At 71.8% G+C, this 15,667-nt stretch carries 16 protein-coding genes; 7 read left to right on the plus strand and 9 right to left on the minus strand.

Translation table 11 applies throughout. The annotated features are described in order from the left end of the window. Window positions 1-420 (plus strand): hypothetical protein, encoded by a 420-nt coding sequence (locus ACLQ25_RS07945; RefSeq protein ID WP_425730239.1) that lies wholly within the window; start codon window positions 1-3, stop codon window positions 418-420. Between the two features lie 295 nt (window positions 421-715). Then, on the plus strand, window positions 716-967 hold the full coding sequence (locus ACLQ25_RS07950) for a hypothetical protein (protein ID WP_425730240.1): 252 nt from the start codon (window positions 716-718) through the stop codon (window positions 965-967). A gap of 425 nt (window positions 968-1,392) precedes the next feature. Here ACLQ25_RS07950 and ACLQ25_RS07955 read toward each other — a convergent pair whose 3' ends face one another. Genes ACLQ25_RS07955 through ACLQ25_RS07970 form a run of 4 tightly spaced genes read right to left on the minus strand, consistent with a single transcriptional unit; the run spans window position 1,393 to window position 4,787 of the window. Next, window positions 1,393-1,998 carry a response regulator transcription factor gene (locus ACLQ25_RS07955; protein WP_425730241.1) on the minus strand — a complete coding sequence of 202 codons (606 nt, stop codon included), beginning with the start codon at window positions 1,996-1,998 and terminating at the stop codon, window positions 1,393-1,395. Further along, the gene (locus ACLQ25_RS07960; RefSeq protein ID WP_425730242.1) at window positions 1,995-3,140 is read right to left on the minus strand and encodes a sensor histidine kinase; all 1,146 of its coding nucleotides are present in this window, start codon (window positions 3,138-3,140) and stop codon (window positions 1,995-1,997) included. The genes ACLQ25_RS07955 and ACLQ25_RS07960 overlap by 4 nt, the downstream gene beginning before the upstream one ends. 20 nt (window positions 3,141-3,160) lie before the next feature. Continuing rightward, window positions 3,161-3,892: an ABC transporter permease gene (locus ACLQ25_RS07965; protein WP_425730243.1), complete on the minus strand. Its 732-nt coding sequence runs from the start codon at window positions 3,890-3,892 to the stop codon at window positions 3,161-3,163. A gap of 1 nt (window position 3,893) precedes the next feature. After that, on the minus strand, window positions 3,894-4,787 hold the full coding sequence (locus tag ACLQ25_RS07970; protein ID WP_425730244.1) for an ABC transporter ATP-binding protein: 894 nt from the start codon (window positions 4,785-4,787) through the stop codon (window positions 3,894-3,896). A gap of 253 nt (window positions 4,788-5,040) precedes the next feature. On the opposite strand from ACLQ25_RS07970, the gene ACLQ25_RS07975 reads away from it, so the two are divergent. Beyond that, window positions 5,041-5,841 (plus strand): SAM-dependent methyltransferase, encoded by an 801-nt coding sequence (locus tag ACLQ25_RS07975; RefSeq protein ID WP_425730245.1) that lies wholly within the window; start codon window positions 5,041-5,043, stop codon window positions 5,839-5,841. A 53-nt stretch (window positions 5,842-5,894) separates the two neighbouring features. On the opposite strand, the gene ACLQ25_RS07980 is transcribed toward ACLQ25_RS07975, so the two are convergent. Beyond that, complete coding sequence (locus tag ACLQ25_RS07980; protein WP_425730246.1) at window positions 5,895-8,696, minus strand: M14 family zinc carboxypeptidase; 2,802 nt, start codon at window positions 8,694-8,696, stop codon at window positions 5,895-5,897. Between the two features lie 168 nt (window positions 8,697-8,864). Between ACLQ25_RS07980 and ACLQ25_RS07985 the strand changes: the two genes are divergently transcribed. After that, entirely contained in the window at window positions 8,865-9,227 is a 363-nt protein-coding gene (locus ACLQ25_RS07985; protein ID WP_425730247.1) for an effector-associated constant component EACC1, read from the plus strand. A gap of 97 nt (window positions 9,228-9,324) precedes the next feature. Here the strand turns inward: ACLQ25_RS07985 and ACLQ25_RS07990 are convergent, their stop codons facing one another. From ACLQ25_RS07990 to ACLQ25_RS08005, 4 genes are all read right to left on the minus strand, one after another. Continuing rightward, complete coding sequence (locus tag ACLQ25_RS07990) at window positions 9,325-10,650, minus strand: glycoside hydrolase family 18 protein (RefSeq protein WP_425730248.1); 1,326 nt, start codon at window positions 10,648-10,650, stop codon at window positions 9,325-9,327. 118 nt (window positions 10,651-10,768) lie between these two features. Beyond that, the gene (locus ACLQ25_RS07995) at window positions 10,769-11,188 is read right to left on the minus strand and encodes a PPOX class F420-dependent oxidoreductase (RefSeq protein WP_425730249.1); all 420 of its coding nucleotides are present in this window, start codon (window positions 11,186-11,188) and stop codon (window positions 10,769-10,771) included. Window positions 11,189-11,288: 100 nt separating this feature from the next. Beyond that, window positions 11,289-11,744 carry a pyridoxamine 5'-phosphate oxidase family protein gene (locus tag ACLQ25_RS08000; RefSeq protein ID WP_425730250.1) on the minus strand — a complete coding sequence of 152 codons (456 nt, stop codon included), beginning with the start codon at window positions 11,742-11,744 and terminating at the stop codon, window positions 11,289-11,291. Between the two features lie 148 nt (window positions 11,745-11,892). Continuing rightward, window positions 11,893-12,303, minus strand: a complete 411-nt coding sequence (locus ACLQ25_RS08005; RefSeq protein WP_425730251.1) for a VOC family protein — start codon at window positions 12,301-12,303, stop codon at window positions 11,893-11,895. 119 nt (window positions 12,304-12,422) lie between these two features. Between ACLQ25_RS08005 and ACLQ25_RS08010 the strand changes: the two genes are divergently transcribed. The 3 genes from ACLQ25_RS08010 (at window position 12,423) to ACLQ25_RS08020 (ending at window position 15,646) form a co-directional block, all read left to right on the plus strand. Beyond that, entirely contained in the window at window positions 12,423-13,331 is a 909-nt protein-coding gene (locus ACLQ25_RS08010) for an NAD-dependent epimerase/dehydratase family protein (protein WP_425730252.1), read from the plus strand. 53 nt (window positions 13,332-13,384) lie between these two features. Beyond that, the gene (locus tag ACLQ25_RS08015; RefSeq protein ID WP_425730253.1) at window positions 13,385-14,584 is read left to right on the plus strand and encodes a low temperature requirement protein A; all 1,200 of its coding nucleotides are present in this window, start codon (window positions 13,385-13,387) and stop codon (window positions 14,582-14,584) included. 156 nt (window positions 14,585-14,740) lie between these two features. Continuing rightward, on the plus strand, window positions 14,741-15,646 hold the full coding sequence (locus ACLQ25_RS08020) for an acetyltransferase (protein ID WP_425730254.1): 906 nt from the start codon (window positions 14,741-14,743) through the stop codon (window positions 15,644-15,646). The last annotated feature ends 21 nt before the right edge of the window (window positions 15,647-15,667 follow it).

Consider the following 15,667-nt stretch of genomic DNA (forward strand, 5'->3'; position numbering starts at 1 on the left):
ATGACGTGGGAGAGCGGCGGTCCCAAGAGCGTCGAGAGCGCCTGCGTGAACTGCGGCGACGCCGTCCACGGCCGGGCCAACTCCCAGCACCGCGGACCCGACGTCGCCTGGTTCGTGCACTGTCGTCCCTGCGCGAAACTGGTCGCGGACCAGATGGAACCCCTTGCGGTTCTCCCGCCCGGCAGCGGCGTCGACCTGCACCGGTGCCGACAGTGCGGCAACCACCGGGTTTGCCGCAGGGGTTGGCGTACCCGCTGCCACATCTGCCTCGACGAGCGTTCAGCGGGATTCGCGGTGAGCGCCGGCCAAGAGCTGCTCTCCCGCCTGCCCGAGGAGCCCGAACTGGCCCACAAGCTACGTCAGTTCGCCGGCCTGACCACCACCGATGCCGTCCCGCCGCGAGTCGCCGCCGAGTACTAGGCCGCCGTTGCGCTCGGCACCGACCTCGACCGCCGCCGCCGTGACGGCTGGACCGACGTGGCCGGCGACGTCCACGGCCTGCCCTGGTTCGGGCGACGGATGCAGTCGGCGTCCCACGGGACCTGGGGCGTGCACGTCCATTGCGGTTCCTGGCAACGTCTCACGGTTCGCTGCTTCGCGTGTCCGCCGGAGGCCGGCGACCGCTCGTTCACCGCGTTGCGGGACACGCCGTACCTGCTCTATCTCGTTCGGTATCGCGGGTTGCTGAAGTTCGGTGTCGGCGGGGGTACCTCGGGTGCGGGAACACCTCCGGGCGGGCGCCGAACTGGTGGAGGTCCTCGAAGCCCGACACGCTGACGTCATCGACGCGGAGGCGATCCTCAAGCGGCGCAAGCGGGAGGCCGCCGTGCCGCTGCGGGTGTGGCGGCCGTGGCGGATGCCGACCAGTTTCGGCAAGGGCACCGAGGTGGTCTACACCGGTGCGCGAATCCGGTTGGCGGACGTCCTGCCGAACGGCGTCGACGTCCGAGACCGCTTCGTGCGCTAGGCGCGCGGCAGCCAGACGCCATCGGCCTGGGCTTTGCTCCACACGACCAGGTTGGGATACGTCCGCCGACGCCGCCATCGCAACCGGGGATGCGGAGCCCGACGGCCTGAGCGATGCGGTCCGCCGTCATCCCACCCTGGGCGAGCCAGACCATGAGCCGGGTCGCGATGATCGCGTGGTGGCGCTGCTGACCCGGCGTAGCAGGTCGACATAGGCGGCTCGGGTGGTCTCCAGGATCTGCCGGGCGGTGTGTGCCGCGGAATGCTGGCGGACCCGTTCGTCGAGGCGACGCCCCACCGCGTCCAGCGCGGCGTCGTCCGCCCACACGCCCCCGGGAAACATCGGCGCCCATCACCGTCGAACCGTCATCACGTTACCAACCGGTGGTGCTGCGTGTCGTCCCCGCGAGGGGCAGACTACGTCGCTCAGAGCCAGCCGTTGGCGCGCGCGGTGCGGGCCGCCTCGATGCGGTTGCGGGTGGCGGTCTTGCCGATGGCCGCGGACAGGTAGTTGCGCACGGTGCTCTCGGACAGGTGCAGCGCGGCGGCCATGTCGGCGACGGTGGCGCCGTCCACGGCGGCGACCAGCACCTCGCGCTCCCGATCGGTGAGCGGGTTCGGGCCGGCCGCGAGGGCGGCGGCGGCCAGCGCCGGGTCGATCACCCGCTCGCCGGCCAGCACCCGTCGGACGGCCACCGCCAGCTCCTGCACCGGCCCGTCCTTGACCAGGAAGCCATGGGCGCCGGCCTCCATGGCCCGGCGCAGGTAGCCGGGCCGGCCGAAGGTGGTCAGGATCAGCACCCGGCAGGACGGTAACTGGTCGCGCAGCGCGGCGGCCGTGTCGAGGCCACTGCCGTCGGGCATCTCGATGTCCAGCAGCGCCACGTCGGGGCGTACCCGAAGAGCCTCGCGCGTGGCCTGGGCCCCGGTCGCGGCCTCGGCCACGACCTCGATGTCGGGTTCGAGGTTCAACAGCAGGGCCAGCGCGCCGCGCATCATGCCCTGGTCCTCGGCGAGCAGGAGCCGGATCACGACGCCCACCGTCCGGTGGGAGTGTGAGGGAGTCGGGCGGTGAGCAGCAGGCCGCCGTCGCGCGCCGGGCCGACGTGCAGCGTCCCGCCGGCCTGCGCCAACCGCTCGGTGAGACCGCGTAGGCCGTTGCCGTACTGCGGCCGGCCACCCACCCCGTCGTCGCGGATGGTCAGCACCGCCTCGTCGGTGTCGGCGGTGACCTCGATGTCGCACCGCGACGCCCGGCTGTGCCGCACGACGTTCGTCACCCCTTCCCGCAGCACCCAACCGAACGCGTCGTCGGCCTCCACCCCGAGCTGCCGGTCGCCACCCTTGACGCTGACGGCGATCCCGACGTCGGCCAGGGCCGTACGGACGCCGTCGAGTTCCCGGGCGAAGCTGCGTTCCCGGTAGCCGGTGACCGCCTCGCGCACCTCGGCGAGCGCCGTACGACCGATCCGTTCGATGTCCGTCGCCTCGGCGACGACCCGCTGCGGATCCGTCGGGGCGAGCCGGCGCACCACCTCCGCCTTGACCACCACCAGCGACAGCGTATGGCCCAGCAGGTCGTGCAGGTCCCGCGCGAAACGCAGCCGCTCCTGCTCCACCGCCGTGCGGGCCAGCTTCCGCTGGGTACGCCGCAACTCTTCCACCAGTCGGGCCGTGCGGGCGAACGCCAGCGTCACCGCGCCCGCGAGCACGGTGATCAGCGCCATCTGGGCGGTCTCGGTGGCCGGCAGCCGATGTGCCACACCGATCACCAGGACGGCCGCCGCCGATCCGCCGACCCAACCGAACCCCCAGGTCACGCGCACGAAGGCGACCGCGCCGGCCGCGGCGACGTACAGGAACAGGACCAGCCAGCCCTCCGGCCCGCCGGCGTACGCCACCGCGAGCCCGACCCCGAGCAGCGCGAAGGCGACGAGTCCGGCGTGGTGCACGGCCGGCCGGACGGGCAGGTCGGCCACGGGTACGGCCACCAGGGCCAGGTAGAACAGCGCGAAGACGACGAGCCCCACCGCCGCCGGTGGTGCGGGGTGTACCTGCCCGCGTGCGATCGCGGCGGCCGGCGTCAGCAGCAGCCAGAGCCAGAGGGTGTGCGCGGCGACGAGCATCAAGCCTTGTCGGCGGGTCCCCCCGGACCCGGTCGCACCGGACGACATGGTGGACACCGTATCGGGGGTCACCGGTGAACGGTGGACCGCCGGTACGCCCACGCCGCCAGGGCCGTGAACGCCAACGTCCACCCGATGAGCACTGCGAGTCCCGACGGGGTGGGCGTCAGCCCGGCGGCCGAGCGCCAGCCGAGTTCCGCGAACCGGTACGTCGGCAGGGCGTGTGCCAGGTGACGCAGCACGGCGGGGAAGTACGCGACGGGCACCAGCAGGCCGCCCAGCACCGACAGGCCGAGGAAGGCGAGGAAGTTGACCGGCTGGGCGAGCTGCGGGCTGAGGCCGTACCCGATGGCGAGCCCGAGCAGCGCGAACGGCACCGTGCCGACCCACATCAGCAGCAGCAGCGCGACCCACCGCGCGGCCCCCAGCTCGACGTGGTGCGCGAGGCGTCCGGCGCAGCCGACGGCGATCACCGACGGCACCCCGCTGAGAGTGCAGACGAGGGCCTTCGCGGTCACCGCCCGCCAGGCGGGCAGTGGGGTGACGCGGAGCTGGCGCAACCAGCCCGACGCCCGCTCCTGCGAGACCGCGGACCCGACCGAGAGGACGCCCGCCACCGCGCCGTAGCCGGCCAGGCCGACCATGAGGGCCACCGCCGCGTCGAGGCCCTCCAGCCGGTCGCCGTCCAGACCGATCCCCGAGAAGATGAGGTACGTGACCACGGGCGTGAGCACGGTGAACAGCAGCAGCCGCGGGTCGCGGGCCAGTCGGCGCAGTTCGAATCGCAGGTACGCGCGCATGTCAGTGCTCCGTCGGTGTCGCGGTGAGAGTGAGGAAGGCGGCGTCCAGGGCGGCGGCGGTGACCTCCAGGCCCTGGAAGCCACGCGTGCCGGCCAGGGCGAGGACGGTGGCGTCGGCGTCGTCGGTGGTGAGCGCGGCCCGGCCGCCCCGGACCTGCACCGACCGGACCCCGGGGAGCGCGTCGAGGCCGTCGAGCGGCCCACCGGCGAGGTCGAAGGAGACGGTACGGCCGCCGGCCAGCGCGCGGATCTGGGCGGGCGGCCCGTCGGCCACGACCCGCCCCGCGGCGAGCACCACGACCCGGTCGGCGAACTCGTCCGCCTCGTGCAGGTGGTGGGTGCTGAACAGGACGGTGTGCCCGTCGGCGGTGTACCGGTCGATGGCCGCCCAGAACGCCTGCCGGGCGGCGACGTCCAGCGCGGCGGTGGGTTCGTCGAGGACCAGCAGGTCCGGGTCGCCGGCCAGCGCGAACGCGAACCGTGCGCGCTGCTGCTCGCCGCCGGAGAGTTTGTCGAGGCGGCGGCCGGCGCGCTCGGTCAGCCCGGCCAGCACCAGCACCTGGTCGGTGGCCATCGTTCGCGGGTAGAGGGCCCGAGCCAGGTCGACGACCTCGCGGACGGTCGCGCTGGACGCCCAGCCGGCGTCCTGGAGCATGGCGCCTACCTGTCCCGCCCGGACCGCCTCGGCCGGCGCCCGACCGAACAGACTCACGGTGCCGCTGTCGGGTCGGTCCAGACCCAGCATGAGCGAGATGGCGGTGCTCTTGCCGGCGCCGTTGGGCCCGAGCAGGGCGACCGTGCTGCCCCGCGCGATCGTCAGGTCGAGCCCGTCGACGGCGCGGACCGGACCGAACCGCCGGGTGAGGCCGCTGAGGCGTACCGCTGTGTCATCCATGCCCGTCACGCTAGGCAGGCGCGCGCGGCGCGGGCAGAGTCACCGGTACGCGGTCGGCCAGGACATTTGTCCCGCCCGCGAACCGGGGCACGGTCACCAGGCCAGCCGGCCCCGGCGCCGACGCGGTACGTACCTCTCTGATCTCCCGCATGCCGGTGGGGCCCGAGGCCGCGCTCCGAGTGCCACCCGGGGAAAGATGACCGACCATCGTGGACGCTATGCTGCGGGCTCGGCAGGGGAGAGGTGGTCGGCCATGACGCAGTCCGAGCCCGGGGTCAACCTTCAGACCGACAGGCCGAACGCCGCGCGGATGTTCGACTTCTACCTCGGCGGCAAGGACAACTTCGCCGCCGACCGGGCCGCCGCCGAGATGGTGTTGCAGGTCGCGCCGTGGATGCCCGAGGCGGCTCGGCAGGGCCGCGACCTGATCGCCCGCACGGTCCGCCACCTCGTCGAGGAGAAGGGCGTCCGGCAGATCCTGGACCTCGGATCAGGGCTGCCGACGCGCGACAACGTGCACGAGATCGCCCACCGCATCGACCCGGCCGTACGCGTCGTCTACGTCGACAACGACCCCGTGGTCTGCGCCCACGGGCGTGCCCTGCTCGCCGACGCGGCGACGGTGTCGGTGGTGCAGGCCGACCTGTGTAGACCCGCCGAGTTGCTCGGTCACCCGGAGGTCGCCGCCGCCATCGACTTCGACAGCCCGGTCGCGGTCCTCATGATGTTCGTGCTGCACCTCGTGCCCGACGAGCAGGCCCCGCAGCGCATCGTGGCGGCCTACCGCGACGCGCTCGCCCCCGGCAGCTACCTCGCGCTGTCCCACGCCAGCACCGACGCGCACCCGGACCTGATGGCCCGCATCTCGGCGATCTACGCCCGCGCGAACAGCCCGTTCGTGCCGCGCGGCCGCGCCGACGTCACCCGGTTCTTCGGCGACTTCGTCCTCGAGCCGCCCGGCCTGGTCAGCATGTGGCCGTACCCCGAGCCGCCGGCCACCGTCGACACCGAGGTCGCCCGCACCGGCTACAGCGGCGTCGCCCGCAAACCGTAGGCGCCCGCCCCGACGTCAGCCGGGACGGGCGCTTTCGCTGTGCGGTGAAGCGGTCAGGCGACCACCGACCGCAACGGCACTCCGGCGGCGCGCAGCGCGCGTACCAGATCGTTCGTGAAGGGGTGTTCTTCGGCCTGGAGGCCCTGCGGGTTGGGGATCACGACGTACGCCGAGGTGTCCTTCGTGGCCGTGCGCGCGTCGGTGGTGAAGCGTTCGACGACGGCCCGCGCGCGGGGCAGGTCGGCCGCCGCGACCTCGATGGTGATCGGCCGCCAGCCGCCGCCCAGGTCCGCCGCGACCGGCGCGGCGGCGGCGCTGGCGCGCGCCGCGTCCCCGCCCGGCGTGCGTCGGGCGTCCGGCGCGCCCGGCGGGTAGAGCAGCGCGTTCGCCACCAGGTGCAGACCATTTTCGTTGTACGCCCGAAAGAGCGGGTTGAACGCGAACAGCACCGCCCGACCGGCGCCGGTGGGCTCGTCGACGACGGCGGCCGTGCCCCTGAGGGTGTCCGCGCCGACGGTGTAGCCGTTGGCCCAGAACGTATCGCCGGCCGGGTAGGTGAGGACGTTCGTCCCGGTGCTGCTCGGGGTGAGGACCGGGTCGCTGTTGTTGAACTCGAAGTCCTCGGCGGGGCGGCCCAGGGCGACCGGGTTGTCGGTGTCGACGTCGACCCGCAGGTGTGAGCCGATCACCAGGTAGTCGGCCGGCTTGGTCTTCTCGGTGGTGGAGGTGAGGCCGGCGGCGCGGGCCAGCCGGGTGCCCTCGTTGCGCAGCCCGAGGTAGGTGTGACCCTGGGCGATCCAGTCGCGCAGGTTGGCCTGGCCGGCGGCGGTCAGACCGCCGGTGGGGCTGCTGCCGTCGGGGACCAGCAGCACGGTACGTCCCGTGAACGCCTCGGTGTTGTCGTTGATGTCGGCGGTGGTGACCGGCTTCAGGTCGAGTCCCCACCGCTTGCCGAGCACGTAGCGGGCCTCGCCGTGCGAGCCGGACGTGGTGGAGATGCCGGTGCCCTGGAACAGTCCGACGTCGGGCCGGGCGAGTGGGGTGCCGGTGGGGCGTCCGCCCGGGGTCAGGGTCACGCCGACTGACCGAGCCAGGTCGTCGACCGTACGGCTCAGGCTGCGCGCCGGGATCGCGACACGGCTGGTGTCGAGGTCCCGCACGAGCGGCACGCCCCGGCCGAGCAGGGTGAAGGTGAACTCCGCGGCGGCGGCCGAATCCAGCGGGTAGGTGTAGGAGCCCCACGGCCACGCCAGCCCGCTCCGGCCGCCGGTGATGTCCCGCACCAACTGGGCCTTCGGCCGGATGTTGTCGCCTGTGTAGATGGTGGAGACACCCATCAGCAGCGGGTTGCTCCAGGACGACACGTCGTAGAAGTACGGGAACGGCACGTACGGGTCCTCGCCCATGATCGCCTGGATCCAGTGCTTCTGCGGCTGGTCCATGGGGATCCAGTACGCGCCCTTGGGCACCGTGACGTTCGTGGCGCTGCGGCCCCCGAAGACGCGGGCGGTGGGCACGCGGGTGGGCTTCTGCACCTCGTACACCTCGACGTCCATCCGGCGCAGCCGCTCGACGAGCCGGCGGACGTCGGCGAGCTGCCGGTCGGGAAGCAGGAAGTACGAGCGGATCGTCACGTCGGGCACCGGGAACTGGACCTCGTTGGTGGGCTGCACCACCTCGTTCGGTTCGAGGGTGCCCGTCCGGCCCTGGGCGAGCGCGTCGGTCCAGATGTCGAAGTAGCCGTCCAACACCTCGCGCTTGTTGGCGGCGGCCCAGCCGAGGGTCGACCACTGGGTGTGGAACTGCTGCTGCACCCGGTCGGCGACGGCCGAGGCGCTGCCCTTCTCGTACGTCATGCCGGCCGCCCCGAATCCGGTGGTCGGCACGGTGTCGCCGTAGCCCATGAAGAACATGTCGTACGTGTCGTAGTTGAAGTAGCACTCGGTGGTGACGGTGTCGTCGCAGGCGCCGTTGTAACCGAAGCCGGCCTTGTTGGCCTCGCCGATCCGGTTGATCCAGTCCACGGCCTCACCGGCGATCTCGTGGTGGATCGGGTCGGCGTTGGGCGGGAAGAAGTACTGCCGGCCGCCCATCTCGTGCGCGTCCACGAACACCTGCGGCGGGTAGCGGCGCAGCAGTTCGAGCTTGCCGTCGGTCTCCTGCTGGGTGCGGGAAAACCAGTCCCGGTTCAGGTCGAAGCCGAACTCGTTCTGCCGCCGGGTCGCGTCGCGGCCGTCCGGGTTCTGCGTCGGCACGATGACGGTGACCAGGTTGTCGTTGCGCCGGGCGACCTCGCAGGACAGGCCGGCGGCCAGCTCGTACAGCGTCTTGAGGGCCGCGTCGGTGCCGCTCTTCTCGCCGCCGTGCACGTTCGCGGTGATCCAGACGATGGCCGGGCTGTCCTTCGCCGTACGGGCGGCCGTCCGCGCGCTCGTCCGGCGGGGATCACGCAGGTCGCGTACGTCGTCGGCGATCTTGCGCAGCGCGGACGGCCGTACGTGCCGCTCGTTGGACACCACCGCGTACGGCAGGGGTTGCCCGAGGACGCTGGACGCCAGCACTCCGGTGACGACCCGCTCGGAGGCGCGGTCGACGGCCCCGAGGTACGTGCGGACCTCCTCGTTGGTGACGACCCGTTCCTGGCTGACACCGAGAGGAAAGCCGAGCGTCGCCTCGGGGCTCGGCACACCGCCCAGCCGGGCGGTCGGGTCGCTGCTGCAGGTCGACGGTGCGGCAGCGCTCGCCGTTGCGGTGCCGCCGAGCAGGGGAGCCGTGCCGAGCAGGAGCGTGATCGCGGCGGCGCCCGCCAGCCGCCTCGGAGGGACCGTCCAGAACGGACGCGACGATGGGGCCATGTCTCGGGTTCCCTTCTTGGGGGAAAGCCTCGCAGTGGCCGGAGCCTATGGATCCGCCGAGGCGGCGGTCAAGCTCTGATCGACTTCGGTAAGTGCGTGGGATGCCCCGCGCGGATCCGGCTGGCAGGATGGTGGCGTGACTCAGCGTCGTCCTGGAGGGAGCAGAACGTGCCGGAGGCGATAACGCTCGCGGTTCGTCCAGATCTTTCGTCTGCCGACGCCCAGCGTTCGCTGGCGTCGTGGCTGCGCGCCGACGACCGGCTGCGCGCCGGGGTGACCACGACGCCGCCGACCGATGAGACGTCAACGGACGGCACGGACGTGCTGCGGGTGGCGATCGGCGACGCCGGCACTGTCATGGTGCTGGTCCAAGCGGTCGCCAGTTGGTTGACCCACCGCCGCGAGGACGTGACGGTGCAACTCGTTCTACCCGGCGGATCGTCGGCGGAGTTGGACGTCCGCCGGGCGCGGGACATGGACCAGGTGACGGCGCTCATCGAGGCCGCGGTGCGCGCGGTGGCCTCGGAGTAGGGCCGACCCCCTGATCACTTGATGAGGAGCAGTTCGGGTACCGGTACTCGCAACTGCTGGTCATCAAGTGATCAAGGGAGCCGCGCCGCGGGTACGGCTACCAGGTGGTCAGGCCGAGGCCGATCGTCTTGGTCAGGGTGGCGTTGTCGTCGTCGCCGTCGAGCGACCAGATCATCGCCCCGCCCAGGCCGGCCCGTCGGATGTAGAGCGTCTTCTGCAACACGACGGCCGGGTCGTCGTACGTCCAGAGCGTCGTACCGTCGAACAGCCAGGCGTGCCCGGCGCGCAGGTCGCGGTGCACGGCGTAGCCGTTGCCGGTCAGCTTCTTGAGGTTCTTGTAGTCCTCGTACCCGGCCTCGAAGGCGGCCGGCGCGGGTCCGGTAGCCGGCTGGAAGAGGCCGTTGCCGCCGCCGGTGATGCCGGTCCAGCCACGACCGTAGTAGGGGATGCCGAGGACCAGCTTGTGCCGTGGCGCGCCCCGGGCGATCCACCCGTCGACGGCCACCTCGACGGAGAAGTCCGGGTTGTCGGGCGAGCCCGCCGGCACGCGCAGCGCCGACTGCTGGTTTGCCCGCGCGTCCCAGCCACCGTGGAAGTCGTACCCCTGCACGGTGCCGAAGTCCAGGTACGTGAAGATCTTGCGGCCCTCGAAGCCGGCGTCCATGGCGGCCGGGTTCGCCGGCAGGAAGGCCGTCAGCGGGTGGTGCGAGCGGGTGGTCCGGCCGTACGCGTCGAGCTGCCGGCGGAACTCAGCGAGCAGCTTGGTGAAGTTCTCCCGGTCCTCGGGGCGGATGACGTTGCCCGGCTCACCGTCCCAGTTGGGCCACTCCCAGTCGAGGTCGACGCCATCGAAGACGCCCGCCCCGGCGCCCGGCGCGCCCGGGAGGTTGCCCTTGAGGTACAGGTCGATGCAGGAGGCGACGAACGCCTTGCGGGAGGCGTCCGTTCGGGCGGCGTTGGAGAAGTACGTCGACCAGCTCCACCCGCCCAGCGAGATCAGCACCTTGAGCTGGGGGTGCTTGGCCTTCAGTTTGGCGAGCTGGTGGAAGTTGCCGTTGAGGGCCTGGCCGGGGGCGTCGGCGACGCCGTCGACGCTCTCCTCGGCGGGCACCGGTCGCTGGTAGTCGGCCCAGGCGTCGCCCTCGCCCGGCCCGCCATCCACATAGCAGCGGCCGTCCTCGCTGATGTTGCCGAAGGCGTAGTTGACGTGGGTGAGGCGGCTCGCCGCCCCGGACGTGTCGAGCTTCTTGACCGGGAACGCCCGACCGTAGATGCCCCACTGGGTGAAGTAGCCGACCCGGTGGTAGCCGGGCTGGCGGTCGGGCTTGGCGCTGGCGCTCGCGGCGGCGGGCGGGGCGGCGGTGATCAACAGGGTCGCCAGGGTGACGACGGCGGTGAGGCGGCGGTGGCGCAATGGACGCATCGGCACTCCCACAAGGCATCAGACAAAATTAGTAAAGACACTTATCTGATTGATGAAGTTAAGCCGATCACGCTCTGCGGTCAAGAGCCGCCCGTCCGCCACCGCCGCCTTGAGGCGGTCAACCGACCTGGTTGTTGTCCTTCATCGACCCCCAACCGTGCCAGCGGTCGATCTCGATCAGGGCGCTGACCCGACCACGCTCCCGACGCGGATAGGCATTGCCCGTGTAGTGCCGCGACAGCCGGTCGATGTCGGCCAGATCCTCGTCCACGCGCAGCTCGGCGACGTGCCCGACGATGCTCACGTGGGTGTACCACCCAGCCTCGTCCAGCACGGTGAGGGAGACCCTGGGATCGTTGCGGACGTGCTCCAGGCGGCGGCGGCTCTCGTCCATGTTCACCAGGATCCGGCCGTCCTCCCACAGGTACCAGGTCGCGGCGGACACCGGCTGACCACCATTGCGAAGCGTGGTGATGACAGCCGGGTTCGGCTTCTTGAGCATCTCGACCGCGGCCTCGGGAAGCGGTGGCTTGGACATGGTTTCTCTCCTCACACGAGCGTCTACCCCTGCACGGTACGCACCCGGCCGGCCCCCGCACGCCAGGACGCGGATCGTGGCACGCGGGAGGCCGGACGACTCAATCGAGCCAACCGCCGTCGCGCATGAGGACGCGTCCCTTCAGCTCGTTCGCCTCCCGCCAGGCCAAAACGCGTCGCGGCCGGATCACGAAGTACTGGTAGGGCTCCGCGCTCGCGCTCGGGTCGAAGCCGGTCTTGGCGGCGAACGCCGCCCGCCGCTCGTGGGCGAGGTCGGCGGTGTCCACCGCCTCGGCGGCGCCTTCGACGATCACGACGTCGCGGGTCGTTCCCAGGCTGAGCCGCACCCGACCATCCCCGAGCAGGTTGCGGCCGGTGACCGACGCGCGCGGCGTCGAGATGAGAAACACGGTCCCGTCCCAGAGGAAGGAGAGGGGGACGAGGTGCGCGCCTCCCGGGGAGCCCGACGTGGCGACCCAGAGGTCGACGTCGTCGTCCAACCTCCGGCGCGTGTCCCTCAGCCGCTCCTCACGGCTGCGCGGCGGCGCGCTCGCCATGCCCTCCCCCTTCGGCCTCGTGATCCGTGAGCGGTTCGCCCGCCCCCGGCGCGACCAGCGGCACGTCCGGCACGGGACGCAGTCGCGCGACGTCGTTCAGGCGCTGCTCCTCGGCGCGTGCGCGTCCCCAGGTGGCGAGACACATAGCTCAGCGCAGTTCCTGGATGCGGACCATGTTCCCGGCGGGATCGCGGAAGGCGCAGTCCCGCACGCCGTACGGCTGCTCCGTCGGCTCCTGGACGACCTCGACGTCACCGGACTGCACCTTCTCGAAGGTGGCGTCCAGGTCGCGGGTCGCCAGCAGGATCCACCCGTACGTGCCCTTGGCCATCATCTCCGCGATGGTGCGCCGCTCGTCCTCGGTGATCCCCGGGTCGGCGGCCGGGGGCGCCAGCAGGATGGACGTGCCGGGCTGCCCGACGGGGCCGACGGTGATCCACCGCATGGTGCCCTTTCCGACGTCGCTGCGGACCTCGAAGCCGAGGGCGTCGCGGTAGAAGGCCACCGAGGCGTCCGGGTCGACGTGCGGGAGAACGGTCGTGTGAATGGTGATGTCCATGCTGGTCATGCTAGGTAGGGCCGCCAGCGGTGACTTCTCGATTCCTGATCGATGCGGCGGGCGGCCGCCGGTACGCACCCGCGTGCGGGCCGCCGGAACGGGCCGGCGAGGATGGGTTCATGACCGATCCCGTACTCCCCGCACGTGTCGTCGTCACCGGCGCCACCGGCAAGCTCGGCCGCGCCGTGGTCGCCCACCTGCGCGGCGTCGGCGTCGACGTGCTGGCGGTGGACCGTGTCGGCGGGCGCGACCCCCGCGATGTCGACGGCGAATTCCTTCTCGTCGACCTGACCGACTACGGGCAGGTGGTCGAGGCGTTCACCGGGGGCGCGGACGAGCACGCCGGTGGCATCGGAGCGATCGTGCACCTGGCCGCCGTTCCGGCGCCCGGGCTGATGTCGAACGCGGTCACGTTCGCGAACAACTCCGCCGCGACGTACAACGTCTTCGCCGCCGCTCGGGCGGCCGGCATCAGGCGGGTGGTGTGGGCGTCGAGCGAGACGGTGCTCGGCCTGCCGTTCGACACCCCGCCGCCGTACGCGCCGGTCGACGAGGAGTACGCGCCCCGGCCGGAGTCGACGTACTCGCTGAACAAGGCCCTTGAGGAGGAGATGGCGCGGCACTTCTGCCGGTGGGACCCGGAGCTGGTCATGGTGGGTCTGCGCTTCTCCAACGTGATGGACGTCGAGGACTACGCGCCGTTCCCGTCGTTCGACGCCGACCCGCGGGCGCGGCGGTGGAACCTGTGGGGTTACATCGACTCCCGTGACGGCGCCCAAGCGGTGGAACGGGCCCTCGCGTACGACCGGCCGGGCGCGGACGTCTTCATCATCGCCAACGCCGACACCGTCATGACCCGTTCCAGCGCCAGCCTGCTGGCCGAGGTCTACCCGGGCGTCGAGATCCGTAAGGAGCTGGGCGAGCACGAGACCCTGCTCAGCATCGACAAGGCGCGACGGCTCCTGGGCTACGAGCCCCGGCACTCGTGGCGCGACCACGTCGGGCCCGCCGCGGGCGATCCGGCCTGACGAGCGGGCGTACCGGGATAAAGTTCCCTTAACCGGTACGAGGGGGTGCGGCCATGCTGACGCGCACCTGGATGCGCGGGCTGGCCGACAGCACGAGCCCGCGTTCGGCGACCGTCCTGGAGCTGTTGTTCGACATCGTCTACGTGTTCGCGCTCGCCCGTCTCGCCGGGCGGGTCGCGGACGACCTGACCATCGTCCGGCACACGCTGCTGTCCGAGGCGGGGCAGACGCTGCTGATCTTCACGGCGATGTGGATGATCTGGTCGCTGAACGCTCTGCTGGCCAGCACCTACGACCCGCGCCGGGTCGACGTCCAGGTCGTCCTCCTCATGACGATGTTCGGCACGCTGGTGTTGGCGGTCTCGTTGCCGCAGGCGTTCGGCCAGCGCGGCATGATCTTCGCCTGCACGTACGTCGCCATCCAGCTCGGCAGATCGCTGTACCTCACGATCGCCCTGCGAGGTGATCCGGCGCAGAGTTTCTCGTACCGGGTGCTGGCCTGGCACACGGTCACCGGCGTGCTCTGGATCAGCGGCGGCATCGACGGCGGCCTCGGCCGTGGTGTCTTCTGGACGCTCGCCCTCGGCATCGAAGTCGTCGGCGCGGCCATCAACTGGCCCGTGCCGTTCATCGGTCGTGCGCCGATCGACCGACTGGCCGGGGTCTCCCAGGTGCACCTCGCCGAGCGGTACAACCAGTTCTTCATGATCGCGCTGGCCGAGGTGGTGCTCGAAGCCGGCGCCGCCGTCAGCTTCCCGGGCTTCTCGACCGACCGGACCATCACCCTCGTGGCCGCCTTCGTGGCGACGGTCTCGTTCTGGCGGATCTACTTCTACCACGTGGGGCCGGGCCAGCAGGCCAGCGGCAGCCCCGCCGGGGAGGGTCTGCAACTCTCCCGGCTGGCGAGCTACAGCCTGCTGCTCATCGTCGGTGGCATCATCTGCACCGCCGTCGGCTTCGGGCAGGTCATCGAGGATCCGCACCCGCCCATCGACTGGGCTCTGGTGGCCATCATCTTCGGTGGTCCGGTGCTGTTCCTGATCGGCCGCAGCTACCTGGAGCAGGAGTATCGCAACGCGCCGCGCTGCCGGATGTTGTTCATCGGCGCGCTGGCGCTGGCGGTGGCGGCGCTGCCCAGCGTGCTCCTTCCACCGGTAGCGGTCACCGCGGCGGCGGCGCTGATCCTGGCCGGGATCGCCGTCGCCGACGGGCGCGCCCACCGACGCGGCGCGCAGACCAACCCGACACTGTGACGCGGGGGCGTTGAACGCCGAGAACGCCTCCCGTATGGTGGCGGCACGCCGTCGAGCCGGAAGGGGGTCAGAACAATGTCCGATGTTCTGCGCCCCCTCCGCGTACCGGCGTCCACGCGGATCTGACCCGGGGCGCGCGCTTTCCGGAGGTCCGCCATGACCAGTCTGGTCATCCGCCCGCTCGTCGCGGGCGAGGAAAACCTGTTCGACTCCATGACCGATCCGCTGCCCCAACTGCGGCAGATCCCGTACGCCGACGGCATCGCCGGCGGCGGCTACCGACCCGAGACCACCTGGATCGCCCTGCGCGGCGGCCGGGTCGTCGGCCGGGCCGCCTGGCTCCTCCCGCCCGGAGCTGTTGGCGCCCCCTGGCTGGAGCGGTTCGACCTGGCCGCCGAGCCGGAGGTGGGGGCCGCGCTGCTGCGCGCCGCCCACGAGGCGCTGGGAGGTGCCGGTCGCTACTACGCGGCGCTGCCGGCGCACTGGCGGCGTCGACCCGAGGTGCTGGCTGCGGTCACCGCGCCGATGGAGGCGGCCCGACTCGCCGGCCTGGTCGAGGTGGGTGAGCGGCTGCGCTGCTCGTGGACGGGCACGCCGCTGCCGGCGACCTCCGGCCGCTACACGTTCCGCCCACCCGTCGACGTGGCCGAGATCAACGCCCTGGTCGCCCGGGTCGCCGAGCCCGACATCCTGACCGGCGGGGAGATCGCGCGTGCCGTCGGCGGCGTCGACCTGGCCACCGATCCGGTGGCCTGGTTGGGGGAGTCGCCCGAGAACTGGCGGGTCGGCGTGGCGGACGGGCGGCCGGTGGGGCTGGTCGGCACGGCCGGCGACGCCTGCTATCCGCTCCTGGCGTACCTCGGCCTGTTCGACGACGCGGCGCGGGGGGAACTGCTGGCCGAGGCCGTCCGGGTGCTCGCCGCCGGTGGCGCGCGCGAGGTGATCGCCGACGTGGACGCCCACCGCGTCGCGGTGCTCGCGGAGTTGGAACGGACCGGCTTCCGGCAGCTCCGCGCCCGCGTGCTGTTCACGCCACCGAGCGAAGCGACCGAGACGGTGTAGCCCGCTTCGGGTGCGCCCCGG

The sequence above is a fragment of the Micromonospora sp. DT44 genome (genome assembly GCF_049841635.1).
Taxonomy (GTDB): Bacteria; Actinomycetota; Actinomycetes; order Mycobacteriales; family Micromonosporaceae; genus Micromonospora.